This is a genomic window from Luteibacter aegosomaticola (assembly GCF_023078475.1).
In the GTDB taxonomy this organism is placed as follows: Bacteria; Pseudomonadota; Gammaproteobacteria; order Xanthomonadales; family Rhodanobacteraceae; genus Luteibacter; species Luteibacter aegosomaticola.
The window spans coordinates 4,452,316-4,470,946 of sequence record NZ_CP095741.1 but is presented as its reverse complement, the minus strand read 5'-3'; the positions used below and the strand labels follow the sequence as shown (position 1 = coordinate 4,470,946).

Genomic DNA, 18,631 nt, shown 5'->3' with positions numbered 1-18,631 from the left:
GGGCGGGGGCTGTCGAGGCCCCTTGTAGGAGCGCGCTTGCGCGCGATCCCGGGTCGCCTCAATCCTCACCCTCGCCCTCAGGCTCTGCCTCTGCCTCGTCAGTCCCCGGCACCAGGTCCAGCAACTGCTGCGTCTCCTCGCCGCCCAGGGTCTCGACCCCGCGCAGTTTGCGCTCGATGGCCCGGGTACGGACCCCGGCGTTATCAATGCTGTTGCGCACGGTATCCAGCTGCTTGCGGGTCTTCTCCAGCACCGCGCCGAACTTGCCGAACTCGTTTTTCACCGCGCCCAGCACCTGCCAGACCTCCGACGAGCGCTTTTCGATCGCCAGCGTGCGGAAGCCCATCTGCAGGCTGTTCAGCAGGGCGGTGAGGGTCGTGGGCCCGGCCACGGTCACCCGGTGGTCGCGCTGGAGCTGGTCGGAGAGGCCCGGCCGGCGGATGACCTCGGCGTACAGGCCCTCGGTCGGCAGGAACAGGATCGCGAAATCGGTGGTATGCGGCGGGGCGACGTACTTGGTCCGGATCCGCTTGGCCTCCTCGCGCACGCGCAGTTCCAGCGCCTTGCCGGCGCTGAGCACGCCCTCGGCATCGGCGGCGTCCTGGGCATCGAGCAGGCGCTGGTAGTCCTCGATTGGGTATTTGGCGTCGATCGGCAGCCACACGGGGGTGCCGTCCTCGGCGCCGGGCAGGCGGATGGCGAATTCCACGCGCTCGGCGGAACCGGGCACGGTGGCGACGTTGGCGTCGTACTGCTCGGCCACCAGGATCTGCTCGAGCAGGGCGCCGAGCTGCACTTCGCCAAAGGTGCCGCGGGTCTTCACATTGGTGAGTACGCGCTTGAGGTCGCCCACGCCGGCGGCCAGCGCCTGCATCTCGCCGAGGCCGCGCTGCACGGCCTCCAGGCGCTCGGAGACGAGTTGGAACGACTGGCCCAGGCGGGTTTCCAGGGTGGACTGGAGCTTTTCATCCACCGTGGCGCGCATCTGCTCGAGCTTGGCGGCGTTGTCCTGCTGGATCGCGGCGAGGCGCGTTTCCAGCGTGCCGCGCATGTCGGCCATGCGCTTCTCGCTATCGGCGGTGAGAGCAGTGAAGCGCTGGTCGAGCAGTTCGCCGAAGTGCTTCAGGGTGAGCGCGGATTCCTCGCGGGTCTTGCGGGCGTCATCCTGCATGCCCTGGCGCAGCGTCTGCAGGCCCAGATCGGTGCGCTCGGTGAGCTGGTCCAGGCGGCGGCCAAAACCGTCGATGCGCTCGTGCTGATGGGTGGCAGCGGCCTGGAGCTGTTCCTGCACATGGCTGCGGAACTGGCCAAAGCTTTCGCCCAACTCGCTGCGGCCCGCACGCTGTTCGTCGCGCAGGACGCCTTCAAGGCGGCGGGTGTCATCGCGCAAGGCGTCGAGTTTCGTTGCACTGCCGGCGTCGCGTTTGCCACGCGAGAGCAACGCGAAAAGCAGACCAAGGCAAGCGAGGCCGACGAGCAGCAGCGCGATAAGAAGGAGGGTTTCCAGATTCATGCGGCGAGCTTAACCGTAGGAGCCCACCCTGTGGGCGACATCTTTCGCCAAGGCGCTACAGGCCCTGCGGCTCTGTCGCGAACGGCGTCGCCCACAGGGTGGGCTCCTACGAAGGCGGCGGCGCGGGGAGCGTGCCGCTGGGGTGTCTCAGATTTCGCGATTGCCGATGATGACGACGTCGGCGGGGCGTTTGGCGAACAGGCCGACGCACACGATGCCGGTGATCTGGTTGAGCTGGGCTTCGAGGGACACCGGGTCGCTGATGCGCCAGTTGTGTACGTCGATGATCCAGTTGCCGTTATCGGTGGTGACGCCATCGCGCCACACCGGCGTGCCGCCCATGGCGGTGATTTCGCGGGCCACGAGGCTGCGCGCCATCGGGATCACTTCGATCGGCAGCGGGAACTTGCCCAGTACCTCGACCTGCTTGGTAGCATCGATGATGCACACGAACTTGTCGGAGGCCGAAGCGACGATCTTTTCGCGGGTAAGCGCGGCACCGCCACCCTTGATCAGGCACTTGTTGCCGTCACACTCGTCGGCGCCATCGACGTACAGATCGAGACGGCCGGCGGCGTTGAGGTCCATCACATCGAAGCCGAGCTTGCGCAGGCGGTCGCTGGAGGCTTCGGAACTGGAAACGCAGGCTTTGATGTAGTCGCGGTACTGCGGCAGCTCATCGATGAAGAAATTCACCGTCGAGCCGGTACCGACGCCGATGATGCGGCCCTTCGGGCCATTGCCGACGTACTTGAACGCGGCAGTCTCGGCGGCGAGGCGCTTCTCGTTATCCTGGCTCATGCTTTTTCCAGCTTGAGGATCACATCCCAGTCGTGCTTGGCGACCGGCATCACGGAAAGACGGTTACCCTTGCGCACCAGCGGCATATCCGCCAGGTCATCAAGGTTCTTCATTTCATCGAGCGAGATGGTGCGCTTGAGCTTACGTTCGAACTTCACATCGACGAGCATCCAGCGCGGTTCTTCGCGCTTCGCTTTCTCGTCGTAGTACTTCGATTTCGGGTTGAACTGGCTCTCGTCCGGGTAGGCCGGCGAGGCCACGGTGGCGATGCCGACGATGCCGGGGACATCGGTGTTCGAGTGGTAGAAGAAGATCTTGTCACCGACCTTCATGCCATCGCGCATGAAGTTCCGCGCCTGGTAATTACGTACGCCATCCCACGGTTCGACGCCCTTGCGTTCCAGGTCATCGATGGAAAAAGCGTCCGGCTCGGACTTCATGAGCCAGTATTTCATTCAGCGCCACCCGTGCAATCGATCAGTTCTTTATCTGTCGCGATGTAATCGAGCTTGATATCCCATTCCGCGGTCTGGATGTCGTCCAGCTCCTGGAACGCATAGCCCACGCCGACCAGCAGCGGTTGTGCCGGGCGCTTCTGGTCGCGCAGGAACTCGAAGCTGCGATCGTAGTAGCCGCCGCCGAAACCCAGGCGGTTGCCCTTGCGGTCGAAACCCAGCAACGGCACCAGCACCAGGTCGAGCTTGTCGGCCTCGATGATGTGCTCCGAGGCCTTGGGCTCGGGGATACCCAGTTCGTTGGTGTCTACATCCTCGCCCGTGGTCCACGGGGCGAAGGTCAGGCGCTTCTTGCCGGCCGTCTTGGTGACGATGGGCAGATAGAAGGTCTGGCCACGCTCGGCCAGCGGCCCGATCGCCACGTTGAGCGGCAGTTCGCCGCCCGTGGCCCAGTAGCCGGCCACGTGCTTGTCGGTAAGGTATTCGGGGAGCTGTTCCAGCGAACGGCGCAGGCCTGCGGCCGCGGCAACGCGCTCGGCGGGCTTCAGCTCGCGGCGGCGCTGGACAAGATCGGCCCGCAGTTCACGTCTCTCGGGGAGCTTTGACATGGTCGTTCAGCCGAACGGCACGGTCCTGGGCGCCCGTGAGCCGCCACGCCCGGTGCCGCGGGCAAGGCGCTGACCGGCCCCAGGCGGGGCCGGCCGGCAAAAGAAAGAGGCGTTCTCCGCGATGCCGCTGCGCACCAAACGACCTTGATCCAAAGGATCAGGTGGGAGAGCCACACGGTCTCAAGGCTTTCCGTACGAAGGCGGACATGCGCAACAACCGTGTAAGGCCGACCCGGGGTCGTATGTAGGAACAAGGCAAATGTAAAGTGCGCTGGCGAGCACCGCAGGGAACGCCCGGCCGCTATTTTACCGATGCGTCGAGCAGACCATCAAGTTTTTTACGCAATGCGGCCAGGCCGTCGGTCAGGGACTGTTCCTGCGTATTGTGCTGCCCGCGCAAAGTAAGCAGCTCGTGGGCGATGCTCACGGCCGCCAGGACGGCGATGCGGTCGAAACCCGGCACTTTCGCGCTGGATTTGAGTTCACGCATCTTGTCATCCAGGAAGCGCGCGGCCGCTACCAGGCCCGCCCGCTCTTCCGGCGCGCAGGCGATGTGAAATTCACGGTCGAGGAGCCGCAGGGAGACGGGTTCGGAGGCGGAGGCATTCATGCTTGGATTCAACCCGTGTTCTCCAGCGCTTTCAGGCGCTGGATCATGGCTTCGACGCGGCTGCGGGCCTGCTCGTTGCGCGCCATCAGGCTCGCACGCTCATTCGCCAGTTGTTCCTGGCTGTGGCGCAGGCTGCGGTTCTCCTCCGTCAGGCGACGGACGGTATCGACGAGCCGGTCGAGCGTAGCGCTCAGGGCTTCCAATTCAGTCTTGAAGGCATCCGGGTTCGTCATGCGCGGACTATAACAGGGGTTCGTGGCTTGTCAGCAGGCCGTGAAGGGTAATTCGTCCACGTGACAGGTGGCCGGGTGGATTAGACTTAAAGGCGATCCTTGAGGAGTACCCGCCATGTCGGCCAACCAGACCGTTGACCCCGAAGATATCGCCGAACTGATCGGGCGCTGCAAGCTCAGTACCTCGGTGAGTGAATTCCATGGCTCGCTCGTGGGTTACATCAGTGCCGGCGGCACGTTTCCGGCCGATAACGTATTGGATGCGTTGAAGCTGGAACCCGATCCGGCGCCCAACGCCGACGAAAGCGCCATGCTGGTGCGTCTTCGCCACCAGACCGAAGAGTGGCTGGCCGATACCGACCTGAGCTTCATGCCGTGGGTGCCGGATGACGAATCGCCGCTGCATGAACGCGTCGAGGGGCTGGCCGACTGGACCCGCGGCTTCCTGGGCGGCTTCGGCCTGGGCGGTTCGCCCGAGGCGGCGAAGAAGCTGAGCGAAGATGCCCGCGAGATCCTCCGCGATATGGCCACCATCGCCTCCACCGAAGTCACGCTCGATGAAGACGTGGAAGGTGACGAGGATTCGCTGACCGAGCTCGAAGAATACGTGCGCGTGGGCGCGCTCACCTTGCATGCGGAAATGGCCCCGCGCCAGGCAGCGGCCAGCGATACCCTGCATTGATCACGGCGGCTGAATACGCCCGGCGCCGCCGGGAGTTGATGCGCATGGCTGGCGAGGATGCGGTACTGATCCTCGCCGCCGCGCCCGAGCGCATGCGCAATGCCGATGCGCCGTGGCCGTACCGCCAGGATTCCGATTTCCACTACCTCACGGGTTTCGACGAACCCGAAGCCGTCCTCGCGCTGCTGCCCGGTCGCGCGCACGGCGAGACGGTGCTCTTTTGCCGCGAACGCGACGCCGAGCGTGAACGCTGGGATGGCGAGCGCATGGGCACGGACCGCGCGGCGCGCGAGCTGAAGCTGGATGACGCGTTTCCGATCGATGACATCGACGACATCCTGCCCGGCATGATCGAGGGCCGGGCCCGCGTTTATTGCCATTTCGGCCAGGAACCCGATTTCGATGCCCGCCTGCTCGCCTGGATGCGCCGCCTGCGCACGGCGAGGGGGGGCGGGGTGGTCCCGAAAGACCTGGTGGCGCTCAGCCACCTCCTGCACGACCTGCGCTTGTTCAAATCAAAGGACGAGCTGGCTCTCATGCGCCGATCGGCCGAGGTGGCCGGCGCGGCGCACCTCGCCGCGATGGCGCTGGCAGCGCCGGGCGTGGCCGAGTACGAGATCGAAGGCGAGATCCTTCGCACCATCCGTGGCCGCGGCGCCGTGCCGGCTTTCCCGCCCACGATCGCCGCAGGCGCCAATGCCTGCATCATGCATTACCAGGCCAATCGCGCCACGCTGAAGGCCGGTGACCTGCTGCTCGTGGATGCCGGTGCCGAGGTGGACTGTTACGCCTCGGACATCACCCGGACCTACCCAGTCGATGGCCGCTTCAGCACCGAACAGCGCGCGCTTTACGACATCGTCCACGAAGCGCAGCTGGCCGCGATCGATGCGGTACGGCCCGGCCGTGCCTTCGCCGATTCGCATGACGCAGCCGTCCGCGTGATCGCGAGCGGGTTGTGCGCGCTGGGCCTGGTGAAGGGCAGCGTGGATCGGGTGATCGCCGAGGGTGCCTACAAACCGTATTTCCCGAGCAAGACCGGCCACTGGCTGGGGCTCGATGTGCACGACGTGGGCGATTACCGCATCGACGGCGAGCCGCGCGTGCTCGAAGAGGGCATGGTGCTGACGGTGGAGCCGGGTATCTACATCCCGCCCAACGACAAAAGCGTCGCCGAACGCTGGCGCGGCATCGGCATCCGTATCGAAGACGACATCGCCGTCACGAAAGGCGCCCCCGAAGTCATGACCGCCATGGTGCCGAAAGACCCCACGTCCTTCTGATACCCCGGGTTGTTGTAGGAGCCCACCCTGTGGGCGACATCTTTCGCAGAAGAGCTGCAGACCCTGTGGCGGCTGTACGAAAGGCGTCGCCCACAGGGTGGGCTCCTACCGAAAGGATGTCGCCCACAGGGTGGGCTCCTACAATAGCGGGTGGCCGTCCTTTTTCTGGTGCGCTTCATCATCCGCGTGCACTTCAAACCACATCGCGTTGAGGATGGCGAAGGCGCATGCGAGGCCTAAGCCGAGAATCCAGGCGAAATACCACATCGTTCGCTCCCCTTCAGTACATATGGTGCGATTTACGCACCTGTTCGAGGCTGACGCGGCCGCGCATCACGCGGAACACCCACGTCGTGTAAAGGATGATGATCGGCAGGAACACCGCCACCAGGCACATCATCAGGAACAGCGTGCCCTGGCTGGATGAGGCATCCCACACCGTGAGGCTCGAGCGCGGATCCACCGACGAGGGCATCAGGAACGGGAACAGCGCGAAGCCCGCCGAGGCGATGGTGCCCGCGACCGAGAGGCAACTGCTGAAGAAGCCGAGGAAACCTTGTCGTGCGACAAACAGCTGCACGCCCATGGCGCCGATGAAAGCCACGATAGGCGCCACCCAGAAGAACGGATGGGTGAGGTAACCCGAGAACCACGAGGCTCCCACCGCCACCTGTTTCGCCAGCGGATTGGACACGCTATCGGTCACCACCGGCCCCGCGACGGCGAAACCCGGGATGCCATAGGCCAGCCAGATACCTGCGAGCACGAACAGCACGAGGTAAGCGAGCGAGGTGATGCGAGCGATCCGTGCCGCACGCACGGCGATGGTTTCGTCGGCCTTCATCGCCGCCCACGACGCCCCGTGGGCAAGCAACATGCACAGGCTCACCAGCCCACAGAGCAGCGCAAACGGGCGGAATAGCTGGAAGAAGCTGCCATCCCAGGTCATACGTAGGTCGGCGTCGTAATGGAAGGGCAGGCCGAGGAACAGATTACCGAAGGCGACGCCGCAGACTGTCATCACGATGACGCCGGACGCCACCAGTCCGTAATCCCATACGCGCGTCCAGCGCGGGTCGTCGATCTTCTCGCGGAAGTTGAAACCCACCGGCCGGATGATGAACGCGGCGAGCAACACGAACATCGCCAGATACAGGCCGGAAAACGAAGCGGCGTAGAGCAGCGGCCATGCGGCGAACACCGCGCCGCCGCCCAGGATGAACCACACCTGGTTGCCTTCCCACGTGGGCTCGATGGTTTCCAGCAGCACGTGGCGTTCGTGTTCATCACGACCAAGCACGCGCAGCAGCGCGGCCACGCCGAAGTCGAAGCCATCCATGATCGCGAACGCGGCGAGCAACACGCCGATCAGGGCCCACCAGATGACGCGGAGTGTTTCGTAATCAAACATGGCGCGTGCTCCTTCAGGCCGTCTGGGCGGTAGTGGGCAAGGGCTCGGGCGAGGGCGGCCACATGCCCAGGCCATCCGGACCCTTCCGGGCGAACTTCACCATCAGGTAGCCATCGATCACGGCCAGCGTGGTGTAGAACAGCACGAAGCCGCCGAGTGAGATCCAGACCTGGCTGGGTGTGAGCGACGAAGCGCCCAGTGCCGTGGGCAAGACACCTTCGATCGCCCATGGCTGGCGGCCGTACTCGGCCACGATCCAGCCCAGTTCCGCGGCCACCCACGGCAGCGGCATGCTCCACAGCGCCACGCGAAGGAACCGCTTGCCTTCAAGCCGGCGCTTGCTGGCGCGCCAGAACGCATAAGCGAACAGGCCGATGAACCAGAAGCCACACGCCACCATCAGGCGGAACGACCAGAACAGCACGGGCACGTTGGGAATCGTGCTCTCGGCCGCGCGCTCGATATCCGCAGGCGTGGCCTTGCGTGGATCATCCATGAAGCGTTTCAGCAGCAGCGCGTATCCCATATCCTTATCGTGCGCCGCCAGGATCGTCCGGGCTTGCGCATCGTTCTTGTTCTCGCGGAGCACCAGCATCGCGTCGTAGGCCTTGATGCCATCGGCGATGCGCACGCGCGCATCGTCCAGCAGCGAGTCGATGCCCTGGATCGGCTCATCGATGGAGCGCGTGCCGATCAGGCCCATGACCCACGGCACGCGGATAGCGGCATGGGTTTCGCGTTTCGCCACGTCCGGGAAGCCGAACAGCGTGAACGACGCTGGTGCCGGTTCGGTTTCCCACATGGCCTCGATCGCGGCCATCTTCATCTTCTGGTTCTCGGAGATGGTGTAGCCCGATTCATCACCGAGCACGACGACGGACAGTGACGCGGCGAGGCCGAAGCTCGCGGCCACCGTCATGGAGCGTTTCGCGAAATCCACGTTGCGGCCGCGCAGCAGGTACCACGCGCTGATGGAAAGCACGAACATCGAGCCCATCGTGTAGCCGGCGCTTACCGTGTGCACGAATTTCGCCTGGGCCACGGGGTTGAAGATGACATCACTGAACTTCGTCACCTCCATGCGCATCGTCTCTGCGTTGAACGCGGCGCCGACCGGATTCTGCATCCAGGCATTCGCGATCAGGATCCATAGCGCCGAGAGCGAGGTGGCGAAAGCCATGAACCATGTGGCGATCAGGTGCTTCAGTGGCGAGGTGCGCTCCCAGCCGAAGAAGAACACGCCGACAAGCGTGGATTCCAGGAAGAAGGCCATCATGCCTTCGATCGCGAGCGGGGCGCCGAAGATATCGCCCACGTAGTGCGAGTAGTAGGCCCAGTTCGTGCCGAACTGGAATTCCATGGTGACGCCAGTGGCGACGCCCATGGCGAAGTTGATCCCGAACAGCACGCCCCAGAACTGGGTCATGCGTTTCCAGATTTCACGCCGGGTCATCACGTACACGCTCTCCATGATGGCGAGCATGAAGGCGAGGCCTAGCGTGAGCGGTACAAACAGGAAGTGATACAGCGCCGTCAGGGCGAATTGCATGCGCGACAGGCCGACGACTTCGGGGTCGACGATCATGGCTTGGTTTCCTGGGTGGATGCGGAAGCGGGGGCGAGCGCCCGGCTCACACCGGCGGGCGAGACATCCGCGCGCGGGAGGGGGCGGATGGCGACATACCAGATGAGCATCAGCACGGCGAGCTTGGCGACGACGATGAAGGCCAGTTCGAGGGCAAGCCTCGGTAGTGGCTTATCGCGCCAGCGTGGGCGCCTTTTGGGAACGTCGACATCCATGGGTGCGACTCCAGCGATGGCCTTTGGAACATCTGCGGGAAGCTTATGCCCGCGCGTTCGTGTGCGATCGATGGCCGATTGTCGCAGCGCCTCGACCGCGTACCCTTCGACTTCTTCCCCTGGCCCCGAGCATACGCCAGGTTTTCCATGGGTAAAGTGCGCCAGGACCGGGTCGGCGTCTTGCGTGGAACGGTGGTGGCGGTGGCAGGTGCCTTTGCGGCATGCGGCGATACGCCGCTAGGCGCGATCGCCGCTTATGCCTGAAACGTAGGAGCCCACCCTGTGGGCGACATCTTTCGCGAAAACGCCACAGACCCTGTGGCGGCTGTACGAAAGGCGTCGCCCACAGGGTGGGCTCCTACACGGGGGGTGCGGTTACGACAATGCCGCGAACGCGTCGCGCGTCATGTTCTCCGGCTCGCCGGTGGTGCAGACCACGTCGTCTTCGATGCGGATGCCGCCGTACTTGCGGAACGCGTCCACCTTGGCCCAGTTGATGTCGCTCGCGACCGGCTTGTCCTTCAGCTCGGCCAGCAGCATGTCGATGAAGTACAGGCCCGGCTCGATCGTGACGACCATGCCCGCTTCGAGGTTGCGGGTCAGGCGCAGGTACGGGTGGCCTTCCGGCTTGGCGATGGTGCCGCCGGCATCCGAGGCGTGGAAACCGGCCACGTCGTGCACCTGCATGCCGATGCCATGGCCGAGGCCGTGCGGGAAGAACGCCGACGACACGCCGGATTCCACAGCGCTTTCCGGGCTCATGCGGATGAAATCGTGTTCGCGCAACACAGCGGCGATCGCGTGGTGGGCGTGCACGTGCAGTTCCGGATAGTTCTGGCCGGCACGCACCTTTGCTACGAACGAACGCTCCGCGGCATCCATCGAATCGATGAGCGCCTGGAATTCACCGGCGTTCTTGCCCGCGTAGGTACGGGTGATATCGCTGGCGTAGCCCGATGCGCTGGCGCCGGCATCGATCAGGAACGAACGGCTTTCCGCCGGCGGTACGCGGCCGAAGTGCGTGTAATGCAGGATCGCCGCGTGCTCGTTGAGGCACACGATGCTCGCGTACGGCAGTTCCGCATCGGTCTGGCCGACGGCGGCAAGGTAGGCCTGGTGGATACCCAGTTCGCTGGCGCCTTCGCGGAAGGCCTTCTCGGCGGCGCGGTGGCCGCGCACGCCGCGGCGGCTGGCTTCACGCATCAGTTCCAGTTCGTACGGCGTCTTGTACGCGCGGTGGTAGTGCAGGTAATCGAGCACGGCCGACGGATTGTTCGGCTGCACATCGTTCACGCCGCAATACTGGTCACCGATGACGGCGCAGCGCGAGAGCATGGCCGGCAGCTCGGCCAGCGCATCGGCGGGCTTGCGCACGGTGACGATATCGAAGTGGTCCACCCAGTAACCGGTGGGGGCCTCGGGCACCACGTGCCAGTAATCGTGCGGCTGCAGGAAGACCAGCTTCGGCTTGTTGCCGGGGGTGTAAACCAGCCAGCTGCCCGGGGCATCGACCAGCGGCAGCCAGTGCTTGAAATGCGGGTTCACCGTGAACGGGTAGTCCAGGTCGTCCATGAACTTGGTGATGGGGCGGCCGGCCGGGACCACCAGATGGTCGAAGCCGCCGCGCGCCAGGGCGACATCGGTGCGTTCACGCAAGGTGGCGAGGTGCTGCGGATAAAGCGCAGCCAGCGCGTCGTTCATCAGGGATCTCCGGGGACGAGGGGTGGGGCAATCCCTAATGGTGCGCCTCCAGGCCGCCTGAGCCAACCCTGCGGGCGACATCCTTGCTCACCCTGTGCGCGACAGCTATGCCGTAGGAGCCCACCCTGTGGGCGACATCTTTCGCGGAAGAGCTGCAGACCCTGTGGCGGCTGTACGAAAGGCGTCGCCCACAGGGTGGGCTCCTACGGTTTAGGCGGCGGGGCGGGAATCGACAGCCGGTCAGGTGGAGGAGTAGACCACCGTGAAGTCGCTGGCCAGGTCACCGAGGCGCTGGCGGAGGGCCATCGCGGCGTGGTTGCCGGGGTCGGTGAAGGCGCGCAGGTGCACGCCGTGCAGGCTGATGGCGAAGTGCCCCACGGCGAAGTCGTGCTCGGGGGAGCGCCAGGTGGTGAGCGGCGTCCAGGCGGCGCAGTTCGGGCAGGCGACGAACGCGGAATCCGAGGCATCGGCCCACAACGACAGGGCTTCCTCGAGCGCATCGCTGCCCTCGTCGCCGGGTGAAAGTGGGGCAAGGCACTCCGGGCAGCGGATGGTGAAGCTGCCGTCGTAGCGGCAGAAGATGCCGTTCTCCCGGCCGCCGTCGATCATCTCCGCCGCCTGGCCTTCGAGACGCCAGCGGTGGCCACTGGCATGCAAGCCGATGGCGGTGATGCCGGTTTCTTCGATCAGGCGTGGGTCGAGCACGTCAAACACAGGCTCGAGGCCGGCGCTCGGCAACGGTGAGATCGTGCCGTCGCCGGCCAGCTTCAGGTACAGCGCGGTCGCGGCAGCGGCGGCATCGTCGCGCTCGAGTTCGGTATCGACAAGGAGGGTGGTGGGCGTGCTCATCGTGGCGATGGTGGCCCTTCGCGGCCCCTGGGGTAAAGCGTCCGCGATGGCCGCCGTTCAGTCGGCGGGTGGCCCGATCCATTCATCGATGGCGCGCACGTCATCCTCGCTAGCGGAAATGATCCGGTAGCCGGACCAGAACTGGCCCGCGGAGGCGGCCGGTTCGTGCCATTGCTCCTGGATGCCGATGACCACCGGGTGCTCGCGGTGTTGCGCGTCGGGCAGCTGGAAGGTCACCTGATGCACGGCCCCGGTGCGCGGCGCGCGCGTGCCGAGCAACATCATGCCGGTCGCGGAAAGGTTGCCCAGCTGGCCCATCACGACGTCGTTCATGACATCGACCACCGGCATGGGCGAGGCGGCGCGCTTGCGTGGCGCGCGGCGTTGTTCGAATTCGTTCTTCATGCGTGGCCTGCCATGCGTTCACTCAAGCGCTCGCGGCGCAACGCGCGTGCGACGGCCTGCCAAGCGCGGTCGATCAGCGGGACGCGTTCTTCGCGCCATTCGCGCACTTCGCCCGTCGAAACCAGCCTTGCCAGGCGGGTCAGGTCCATGTCGTCGCTGCGCGTGCCGCGCTGGTTCACGAAGAGGCAGCGTCCCGTGCCTGGCGAGAACCACGCGAGCTTGCGTCGCACGACCTCGCCATCGGGCTGGACGAACTCGAACCATGTGCCAAAGCGCAGGCTCGCGAAACCGTCGTAGATCGCGCGGGCGGCGGCATCCAGCGGCGTCGGTTCCACCGGGGCGACCGGCTCGCCGTGCGCGGTGCCTTCGCCCAGCCGCGGCCGTTGCTTCAGGCGCATCGCCACGTCGGTCGCGGTGGGCGTTTCGTCGTTCTGCCGTTCCTGCGCGGGTTCGAACAGGCCTGCGGCAACCTGCGCGGCCTCCGAGGGATGCATGCCCAGGTGTTCCAGACCGCGCTCCACTTCCTGGCGCAGCTTCAGCTTATCGGCCACCGGACGGCGGCCCAGCAACTGGTCGGTGACGCCGAGGCAATGCAGGTACGCCTCGCCGGTCTCGCCGCCACGCAGGATATGCAGCGCGAGCACATCGGCCCAGGTGCGTTCCAGCAGGATCCGCAGCACGCCGCGCGGCGCGCTGCCGGCGCCCATGCGTTCACCCATCACCTCGGCCGCACGCTGGCGAGCGCGCTCCAGCCGGTCGCGGCCTTCCATCGCTTCGATCTGGCGACGCTCGGCCACATGCGCCTTGCGCGAAAGCTGCGCGATCTGCGTTTCGATATCGGCACGCCAGGCCGGGTCGATCACCTGCGCCGCGCTCGCATCGACCACCAGCCGTTCCAGCCGATCGAGCAGCGCATTATCCGGTTCGCCTTCGGCGGGATCGAGCCAATGGTGCGCGGCTTCGCTCACCGTATTCAGCAGCTGCCGAGCCGGGTGTTCCGGCTGGTCGAAGAAGCCACGGTCGTTGACCGCGGCGCGCAGCATCGGCCACTGCAGGCCGCCGAGCACGCGCCGGCCGGCACTGGCCGCACCCATCTGCTGGCCCAGGTTCTGGAACAGCATGGCGGTGAGTTCGACCGTATCGCCCTGCTCGAGGGTGAGCTCGGCCTGCGGCGAGCCCGAGGGGCGTCCACGGTTGAGCTGGGTAAGCAATTCATCCCGCAGCGCGCCGGCGCTGCGGATCTCGCGCTGCGCGGCGTCGGTCACGTCGCTCACGTGGCCCTGAAGGGCCAGCAGCGCCGTCTGCAATTCGTCATCCGAAGCCAGGCGGCCCGGTGCGAAGCCCGCGCCACGGCCGGTCTGCGCGCGCTGCGACAGCAACTGGCGCAGGCTTTCCAGCACACCGATATTGCCCTCGGGCGCCGCGCCACCGGCGCCGGTACCCGTACCGCCGCCGCCCGTCGCGTTGCCCGCTTCACTGGCGCCCGGCTCGCCCGCGCGGGCACGGCGGTCACCGGTCGGGGCACTGCTGACGCGCACGTTTGGGTACACGCGGAACCCGGGCAGGATGCCGCGGGTGCGGTAATGCTCGTTGAGCGCGCCGTAGAAGGCTTCGCTGTGGCCCAGCACCCGGCTATCCACTGCCTGGAACAGGATCAGGCGGTGGGCCGGCACCAGCGGCATGTTGCCCATGGCCGCCTGCAGGGCCGCCGTCAGGGCACGCGGGCCGGCGGGCAATGCTTCGCCCTCCAGGGGCGGCGTGCCGGCGAGCACGGCCAGGCGGTAACCCAGTTCGAACAGGCTGCTGGCGCTGCGGGCTTCCGCGCGCGCGGCCATGCTCGACAAGGCGTCGCTCTGCTCCTGCTCTTCCGGATCGACCAGGCTCAGGTTGAGGCCACCGTACTCACTGGCCGAGGCGCGGTGTTCATCGAGCTCGCCGAGGTGGCGGAAACGCTCCGACAGGTGCTTGGCGAAGCGGTCACGGAACGCCGGGCCCTCGCGTTGGACGATGCCGCGGCTTTCGAAGCAATCCTGCTGCTCGAGGTGGTTCCGGCTGCTTTCGGCGACCGCGAACATGCGCTGGTCGAAATCGCGAAGGGCTTCGCGCAGGGGCATGTCCAGCCAGGTGAGGCACAGGGACAGACCCTGCTGCGCCTCGCGTTCGGCACGCGGCGATAGGGCGACAGGATGCGGTCCCGTCCGACCGAGCGGCGGCGTGCCTGGATTCATGGATGCGGCCCCTCCCCGGCCTTGGCCGCAAGTTTAGACGGCCGTCCGGGCACTGCGCCAGCAGGAACGTGAAGGGCATAAGACCTAGGCGAATGGTCTAGGTCTCTGTCACAGCCGAGACCGGCTCAGGCCATGAAGGCTTCGATGACGTCGTTGAGGAAGCGCTGGCCCAGGGCGGTGGTGCGCAGGGCGGTCGGGTCGTTGTCGATCCAGCCCTTGCGGCGGCACTCGGCCAATCCGGCGGCGATGGCCTCGGCCGGCAGGCCGGTGCGCTCGGTGAAGTCCGTCATGGGCACGCCATCGATGATGCGCAGGGCATTCAGCATGTACTCGAAGGGCAGGTCGTCCGCCGCCACGAGGTTGTCGCCGCCGATCCGCACCGGGCCGCCGGCTGCCGAAAGATAGGCAGCGGGCAGGCGGGTCTTCCAGCGCCGGCGCACCCCTTCCGGGCCGCTCACCTTGCCGTGGGCGCCCGCGCCGATTCCGAGGTAATCGCCGAAGCGCCAGTAGTTCAGGTTATGCGCGCAGCGCCGATCGGGCAGGGCATAGGCCGAGACCTCGTACTGGCCGTAGCCACCCGCGGCCAGCCGGTCCTGGCAGGCCTCCTGGATAGCCCATGCCGCGTCGTCATCGGGCAACGGTGGCGGGTTGGCCGCGAACGCCGTATTGGGTTCCAGGGTGAGCTGGTAATGCGAGATGTGGGTCGGGCGCAGGGCCATGGCCTTATCGACATCATCCAATGCGCCCGCCAGGTCTTGCTGGGGCAGGGCGTACATCAGGTCGATGTTGATGTTGTCGATGCCGGCATCCTGCGCCTGCTTCACCGCATCGGCGGCTTCATGCGCCGAATGGATGCGGCCGAGCCGGTGCAGCTTGTCGTTGTCGAAACTCTGCACGCCGAACGAAATGCGATTCACGCCCGCGGCCAGGTAACCATCGAACCGGCCGTGCTCCACCGTGCCGGGATTGGTCTCGAGCGTGATCTCCGCACCGTCCACGAAGGGCAGGCGTTCGCGTGCGCCTTCCAGGAAACGGCCGATCAGTTCGGGCGTGAACAGGCTGGGCGTGCCGCCGCCGAAGAACACCGTTTCGATCCGGCGGCCGGCGATGGCGGCGCCAAAGTCGCGCAGCTCCGCATCCATGTCCGCCAGCAACGTGTCCACGTACGCCGCGTATTCGGGCGTGCCGCGCACGCCATGCGAGTTGAAATCGCAGTACGGGCATTTGCGCACGCACCAGGGCATGTGCACGTACAGGGACAGCGGCGGCGACAGCATGCTCATGCGAGTTCGGCGAAGCGCGCCTTCAGGATCTCCAGCGCCTGGCCGCGGTGGCTCAGGCGGTTCTTCAGCGCCGGCTCGATCTCGGCCGCGCCCAGGTCGGAGCCGTGCGGCAGGAACAGCGGGTCGTACCCGAAGCCACCTTCACCACGCGGAGCTTCCAGGATCGTGCCGTGCCAGCGGGCTTCCGCAATGAGCGGTGCGGGATCTTCCGCGTGGCGCAGCAGCACGAGCACGGCGATGAAGTACGCACCGCGCTTGTCCATCGGCACGCCAGCGAGCTCGCGCAGCAGCTTCGCGTTGTTGGCAGCGCTGTCGCCATGCACGCCCGAATAGCGCGCGGCATAAAGACCCGGTGCGCCATCCAGCGCATCGACGCAGATGCCGGAATCATCGGCCAGCGCCGGCAGGCCAGTCGCGCGCGCGGCGTGGCGCGCCTTGATCAGTGCGTTCTCGACGAAGGTGAGGCCGGTTTCGTCGGCATCGGAGACACCCAGCGCCGTCTGCGGCACCAGCTCAACGCCGGTGCCGGCGAGCAGCTGCTCCAGCTCCACCACTTTGCCGGCGTTACCGGAGGCCAGGACGATGCGCATCAGAGGCCGCCTTCCGAGAAGGCCGGCGCGTAGTTCACCCGGCCCTTATAGCCTTCGAGCCCGGTAACCGTGAGCGGCAGCACCTGGAAGGCGTTACCGCCTTCGAAGGCATCGTGCAGGTCGTGCGCCGAGGCTTTGGAAAAGCCGAACTGCGCGTAGTACGCCGGGGAGCCCAGCACGAACACCGCGCGGGCATCGGCGACGAAGCAGGCACCAATGCCTTCCTCGATCAGGGCATGGCCCACGCCCTGGCGCTGGTGATCCGGGTGGACGGCGATCGGCGCCAGGCCGAGCGACTTGCCGTCATCACCGGTTTCGATGGTGAGCGGCGAGAACAGCACGTGGCCGATCACAGCCTCGTCGTCATCGACGGCCACCAGCGAGATGGTGGCGTGGCCGGCATCGACGAGGCGGCGCACGAGGTCGCCCTCGTTCGGCCGGCCGAAGGCGGCGTGGTGTACGGCGACGATGGCGTCGAGGTCGCTGGCGGTGGCGGCGCGGACCTCGGTCATGGCGTGGCCGCCAGGGCGGCGCGCTGCGCCAGCACCAGTTCGCCGATGCCCTTGGCACCCAGTTCGAGCATCGCGTTCATTTCTTCGCGGCGGAAGGCGTGGCCTTCGGCCGTGCCCTGCACTTCGATGAAACCGCCGCCATCGTTCATGACGACGTTCATGTCGGTATCGCAATCGGAATCTTCGGCGTAGTCCAGATCGAGCACCGGCACGCCCTTGTAGATGCCGACCGACACGGCCGCGATGGCGCCCATGATCGGGTCACGCTTGATCACGTTGCGCTTCAGCAGGGTGCCCACGGCATCGACCAGCGCCACGTAGGCGCCGGTGATGGCGGCGGTGCGGGTGCCGCCATCGGCCTGGATCACGTCGCAATCCAGAGTGATCACGCGCTCGCCCAGGGCGGCGCGGTCGACGCAGGCGCGGAGCGAGCGGCCGATCAGGCGCTGGATCTCCATCGTGCGGCCACCCTGGCCGCCACGCGCGGCTTCGCGCTGGTTACGGTCGGTGGTGGCACGGGGCAGCATGCCGTATTCGGCCGTGACCCAGCCCTCGCCCTTGCCACGCAGCCACGGCGGGGTGCGCTCTTCGATGGAGGCGGTGCAGAGCACCTTGGTATCGCCAAAGCTCACGAGGACGGAACCCTCGGCGTGGCGGGTGTAGTGGCGTTCGATGGTGACGGTACGCAGCTGGTCGGCGGCGCGGCCGCTCGGACGGGAGAAGGTCATGGGGGGCCTGGGTTGGGCGCGGGCGGTGGGTCAGTTTACCATTGCCTCCTTTCTTCACGCGCGAGCGAGCCCCCATGATCCGCAGCATGACCGCCTATGCCTCCGCCGAGAGCGCAGGCCCGTCCGGCACGCTCACCTGCGAGCTGCGCACCGTCAACCACCGCTACCTCGAGATCAGCCCCCGCCTGCCCGAGGACCTGCGCAGCTTCGAAAGCGCCCTGCGCGAGCGCATCGCCGCCCGCCTCTCGCGCGGCAAAGTGGACCTCACGGTGCGCCTGCGCAGCGAGCAGGGCAGCGCCGATGGCCTGCGGATCAACGGCGCCATGCTCTCGCGCCTTTCCGAGCTGGCGCTCGACCTGGAGCAGCGCTTCCCGCGGATGAACATCGAGTTCACCGAACTGCTGCGCTTCCCGGGCGTGCTCCAGCAACCCGAGGCCGACGCCGATGCCCTGCAGGCCGCGCTGCTCGACGTGCTCGACCGCGCCCTGGAAGCTCTTTCGGACACCCGCGGCCGTGAAGGCAGCAAGCTCGGCGAGATCCTGCGCGACCGCCTCGATGGCATCGAGAAGATCGTCACCGACGTCCGCGGCTGGCTCCCCGAGATCCGCACGGCGCTGCGCGCCCGCCTCGAAACCCGCCTTTCCGACGTCCGCCAGCCCGCCGAACCCGGCCGCCTCGAGCAGGAACTGGTGCTGCAGATCACCCGTATCGACGTGGATGAGGAACTCGACCGCCTTGCGACCCACATCAGCGAAGCCCGCCGCGTGCTGGCGCTGAAGGAACCCGTCGGCCGCCGCCTCGACTTCCTCATGCAGGAATTCAACCGCGAAGCGAACACGCTGGGCTCGAAGTCGGTGGATTCGCGTACGACCAATGCGGCCGTGGAGCTCAAGGTGCTGATTGAGCAGATGCGAGAGCAGGTGCAGAACATCGAGTAAG

21 protein-coding genes and 1 other RNA gene are annotated in these 18,631 nt (G+C 66.4%); 3 read left to right on the top strand and 19 right to left on the bottom strand.

From position 1 onward, the window contains the following. Positions 1–58: 58 nt before the first annotated feature. The 7 genes from L2Y96_RS20060 to L2Y96_RS20030 form a co-directional block, all read right to left on the bottom strand. Positions 59–1,513: a DNA recombination protein RmuC gene (locus L2Y96_RS20060; RefSeq protein WP_247329790.1), complete on the bottom strand. Its 1,455-nt coding sequence runs from the start codon at positions 1,511–1,513 to the stop codon at positions 59–61. Between the two features lie 147 nt (positions 1,514–1,660). Continuing rightward, complete coding sequence (gene rpiA, locus L2Y96_RS20055; RefSeq protein WP_247329788.1) at positions 1,661–2,314, bottom strand: ribose-5-phosphate isomerase RpiA; 654 nt, start codon at positions 2,312–2,314, stop codon at positions 1,661–1,663. Further along, complete coding sequence (locus L2Y96_RS20050; RefSeq protein WP_247329787.1) at positions 2,311–2,769, bottom strand: EVE domain-containing protein; 459 nt, start codon at positions 2,767–2,769, stop codon at positions 2,311–2,313. The genes rpiA and L2Y96_RS20050 overlap by 4 nt, the downstream gene beginning before the upstream one ends. Then, positions 2,766–3,377 (bottom strand): 5-formyltetrahydrofolate cyclo-ligase, encoded by a 612-nt coding sequence (locus L2Y96_RS20045; protein WP_247329785.1) that lies wholly within the window; start codon positions 3,375–3,377, stop codon positions 2,766–2,768. The genes L2Y96_RS20050 and L2Y96_RS20045 overlap by 4 nt, the downstream gene beginning before the upstream one ends. A 109-nt stretch (positions 3,378–3,486) precedes the next feature. Beyond that, a non-coding RNA gene (ssrS, locus tag L2Y96_RS20040) (6S RNA) lies at positions 3,487–3,670 on the bottom strand. 8 nt (positions 3,671–3,678) lie between these two features. Beyond that, on the bottom strand, positions 3,679–3,987 hold the full coding sequence (locus L2Y96_RS20035) for a cell division protein ZapA (protein ID WP_247329783.1): 309 nt from the start codon (positions 3,985–3,987) through the stop codon (positions 3,679–3,681). 8 nt (positions 3,988–3,995) lie between these two features. After that, on the bottom strand, positions 3,996–4,220 hold the full coding sequence (locus L2Y96_RS20030; protein WP_247329781.1) for a TIGR02449 family protein: 225 nt from the start codon (positions 4,218–4,220) through the stop codon (positions 3,996–3,998). Between the two features lie 115 nt (positions 4,221–4,335). On the opposite strand from L2Y96_RS20030, the gene L2Y96_RS20025 reads away from it, so the two are divergent. Further along, positions 4,336–4,902 (top strand): UPF0149 family protein, encoded by a 567-nt coding sequence (locus L2Y96_RS20025; protein ID WP_247329778.1) that lies wholly within the window; start codon positions 4,336–4,338, stop codon positions 4,900–4,902. 44 nt (positions 4,903–4,946) lie between these two features. After that, positions 4,947–6,185 (top strand): aminopeptidase P N-terminal domain-containing protein, encoded by a 1,239-nt coding sequence (locus tag L2Y96_RS20020; RefSeq protein WP_343218425.1) that lies wholly within the window; start codon positions 4,947–4,949, stop codon positions 6,183–6,185. A 138-nt stretch (positions 6,186–6,323) separates the two neighbouring features. Here L2Y96_RS20020 and cydX read toward each other — a convergent pair whose 3' ends face one another. The 12 genes from cydX to rph all read right to left on the bottom strand — a co-directional run bounded on the left by cydX (position 6,324) and on the right by rph (position 17,692). Then, positions 6,324–6,452, bottom strand: coding sequence for a cytochrome bd-I oxidase subunit CydX (cydX, locus tag L2Y96_RS20015; RefSeq protein ID WP_247329773.1), 129 nt, complete (start codon positions 6,450–6,452; stop codon positions 6,324–6,326). Positions 6,453–6,465: 13 nt separating this feature from the next. Further along, positions 6,466–7,596: a cytochrome d ubiquinol oxidase subunit II gene (gene cydB, locus L2Y96_RS20010; protein WP_247329771.1), complete on the bottom strand. Its 1,131-nt coding sequence runs from the start codon at positions 7,594–7,596 to the stop codon at positions 6,466–6,468. Positions 7,597–7,609: 13 nt separating this feature from the next. Beyond that, positions 7,610–9,178, bottom strand: a complete 1,569-nt coding sequence (locus tag L2Y96_RS20005; protein ID WP_247337154.1) for a cytochrome ubiquinol oxidase subunit I — start codon at positions 9,176–9,178, stop codon at positions 7,610–7,612. Next, positions 9,178–9,396, bottom strand: a complete 219-nt coding sequence (gene cydP / locus L2Y96_RS20000) for a cytochrome oxidase putative small subunit CydP (RefSeq protein WP_247329768.1) — start codon at positions 9,394–9,396, stop codon at positions 9,178–9,180. The genes L2Y96_RS20005 and cydP overlap by 1 nt, the downstream gene beginning before the upstream one ends. Before the next feature lie 375 nt (positions 9,397–9,771). Continuing rightward, positions 9,772–11,097: a Xaa-Pro dipeptidase gene (gene pepQ, locus L2Y96_RS19995; RefSeq protein ID WP_247329766.1), complete on the bottom strand. Its 1,326-nt coding sequence runs from the start codon at positions 11,095–11,097 to the stop codon at positions 9,772–9,774. 240 nt (positions 11,098–11,337) lie between these two features. Continuing rightward, entirely contained in the window at positions 11,338–11,946 is a 609-nt protein-coding gene (locus L2Y96_RS19990) for a hypothetical protein (protein ID WP_247329764.1), read from the bottom strand. Positions 11,947–12,003: 57 nt separating this feature from the next. After that, positions 12,004–12,351 (bottom strand): PilZ domain-containing protein, encoded by a 348-nt coding sequence (locus L2Y96_RS19985; protein WP_247329762.1) that lies wholly within the window; start codon positions 12,349–12,351, stop codon positions 12,004–12,006. Further along, entirely contained in the window at positions 12,348–14,579 is a 2,232-nt protein-coding gene (locus L2Y96_RS19980; protein ID WP_247329760.1) for a DUF1631 family protein, read from the bottom strand. The genes L2Y96_RS19985 and L2Y96_RS19980 overlap by 4 nt, the downstream gene beginning before the upstream one ends. Before the next feature lie 125 nt (positions 14,580–14,704). Further along, positions 14,705–15,862 carry a radical SAM family heme chaperone HemW gene (gene hemW / locus L2Y96_RS19975; RefSeq protein WP_247329758.1) on the bottom strand — a complete coding sequence of 386 codons (1,158 nt, stop codon included), beginning with the start codon at positions 15,860–15,862 and terminating at the stop codon, positions 14,705–14,707. Further along, entirely contained in the window at positions 15,859–16,452 is a 594-nt protein-coding gene (rdgB, locus tag L2Y96_RS19970) for an RdgB/HAM1 family non-canonical purine NTP pyrophosphatase (protein WP_247329756.1), read from the bottom strand. The genes hemW and rdgB overlap by 4 nt, the downstream gene beginning before the upstream one ends. Further along, positions 16,452–16,964 (bottom strand): GNAT family N-acetyltransferase, encoded by a 513-nt coding sequence (locus L2Y96_RS19965; protein ID WP_247329754.1) that lies wholly within the window; start codon positions 16,962–16,964, stop codon positions 16,452–16,454. Before L2Y96_RS19965 ends, rdgB begins: the two co-directional genes overlap by 1 nt. Further along, a complete protein-coding gene (rph, locus tag L2Y96_RS19960) occupies positions 16,961–17,692 on the bottom strand; it encodes a ribonuclease PH (protein WP_247329752.1) in 732 nt (243 codons plus the stop codon). Before rph ends, L2Y96_RS19965 begins: the two co-directional genes overlap by 4 nt. A 74-nt stretch (positions 17,693–17,766) precedes the next feature. Here rph and L2Y96_RS19955 point away from each other — a divergent pair, with 74 nt between their 5' ends. Then, complete coding sequence (locus tag L2Y96_RS19955) at positions 17,767–18,630, top strand: YicC/YloC family endoribonuclease (protein WP_247329750.1); 864 nt, start codon at positions 17,767–17,769, stop codon at positions 18,628–18,630. The last annotated feature ends 1 nt before the right edge of the window (position 18,631 follow it).

Bases quoted from the DNA above. Each gene is read 5' to 3' on its own strand.
- L2Y96_RS20060 (WP_247329790.1), bottom strand. From the start codon at position 1,513: ATGAATCTGGAAACCCTCCTTCTTATCGCGCTGCTGCTCGTCGGCCTC.
- rpiA (WP_247329788.1), bottom strand. From the start codon at position 2,314: ATGAGCCAGGATAACGAGAAGCGCCTCGCCGCCGAGACTGCCGCGTTC.
- L2Y96_RS20050 (WP_247329787.1), bottom strand. From the start codon at position 2,769: ATGAAATACTGGCTCATGAAGTCCGAGCCGGACGCTTTTTCCATCGAT.
- L2Y96_RS20045 (WP_247329785.1), bottom strand. From the start codon at position 3,377: ATGTCAAAGCTCCCCGAGAGACGTGAACTGCGGGCCGATCTTGTCCAG.
- L2Y96_RS20035 (WP_247329783.1), bottom strand. From the start codon at position 3,987: ATGAATGCCTCCGCCTCCGAACCCGTCTCCCTGCGGCTCCTCGACCGT.
- L2Y96_RS20030 (WP_247329781.1), bottom strand. From the start codon at position 4,220: ATGACGAACCCGGATGCCTTCAAGACTGAATTGGAAGCCCTGAGCGCT.
- L2Y96_RS20025 (WP_247329778.1), top strand. From the start codon at position 4,336: ATGTCGGCCAACCAGACCGTTGACCCCGAAGATATCGCCGAACTGATC.
- L2Y96_RS20020 (WP_343218425.1), top strand. From the start codon at position 4,947: ATGGCTGGCGAGGATGCGGTACTGATCCTCGCCGCCGCGCCCGAGCGC.
- cydX (WP_247329773.1), bottom strand. From the start codon at position 6,452: ATGTGGTATTTCGCCTGGATTCTCGGCTTAGGCCTCGCATGCGCCTTC.
- cydB (WP_247329771.1), bottom strand. From the start codon at position 7,596: ATGTTTGATTACGAAACACTCCGCGTCATCTGGTGGGCCCTGATCGGC.
- cydP (WP_247329768.1), bottom strand. From the start codon at position 9,396: ATGGATGTCGACGTTCCCAAAAGGCGCCCACGCTGGCGCGATAAGCCA.
- pepQ (WP_247329766.1), bottom strand. From the start codon at position 11,097: ATGAACGACGCGCTGGCTGCGCTTTATCCGCAGCACCTCGCCACCTTG.
- L2Y96_RS19990 (WP_247329764.1), bottom strand. From the start codon at position 11,946: ATGAGCACGCCCACCACCCTCCTTGTCGATACCGAACTCGAGCGCGAC.
- L2Y96_RS19985 (WP_247329762.1), bottom strand. From the start codon at position 12,351: ATGAAGAACGAATTCGAACAACGCCGCGCGCCACGCAAGCGCGCCGCC.
- L2Y96_RS19980 (WP_247329760.1), bottom strand. From the start codon at position 14,579: ATGAATCCAGGCACGCCGCCGCTCGGTCGGACGGGACCGCATCCTGTC.
- hemW (WP_247329758.1), bottom strand. From the start codon at position 15,862: ATGAGCATGCTGTCGCCGCCGCTGTCCCTGTACGTGCACATGCCCTGG.
- rdgB (WP_247329756.1), bottom strand. From the start codon at position 16,452: ATGCGCATCGTCCTGGCCTCCGGTAACGCCGGCAAAGTGGTGGAGCTG.
- L2Y96_RS19965 (WP_247329754.1), bottom strand. From the start codon at position 16,964: ATGACCGAGGTCCGCGCCGCCACCGCCAGCGACCTCGACGCCATCGTC.
- rph (WP_247329752.1), bottom strand. From the start codon at position 17,692: ATGACCTTCTCCCGTCCGAGCGGCCGCGCCGCCGACCAGCTGCGTACC.
- L2Y96_RS19955 (WP_247329750.1), top strand. From the start codon at position 17,767: ATGATCCGCAGCATGACCGCCTATGCCTCCGCCGAGAGCGCAGGCCCG.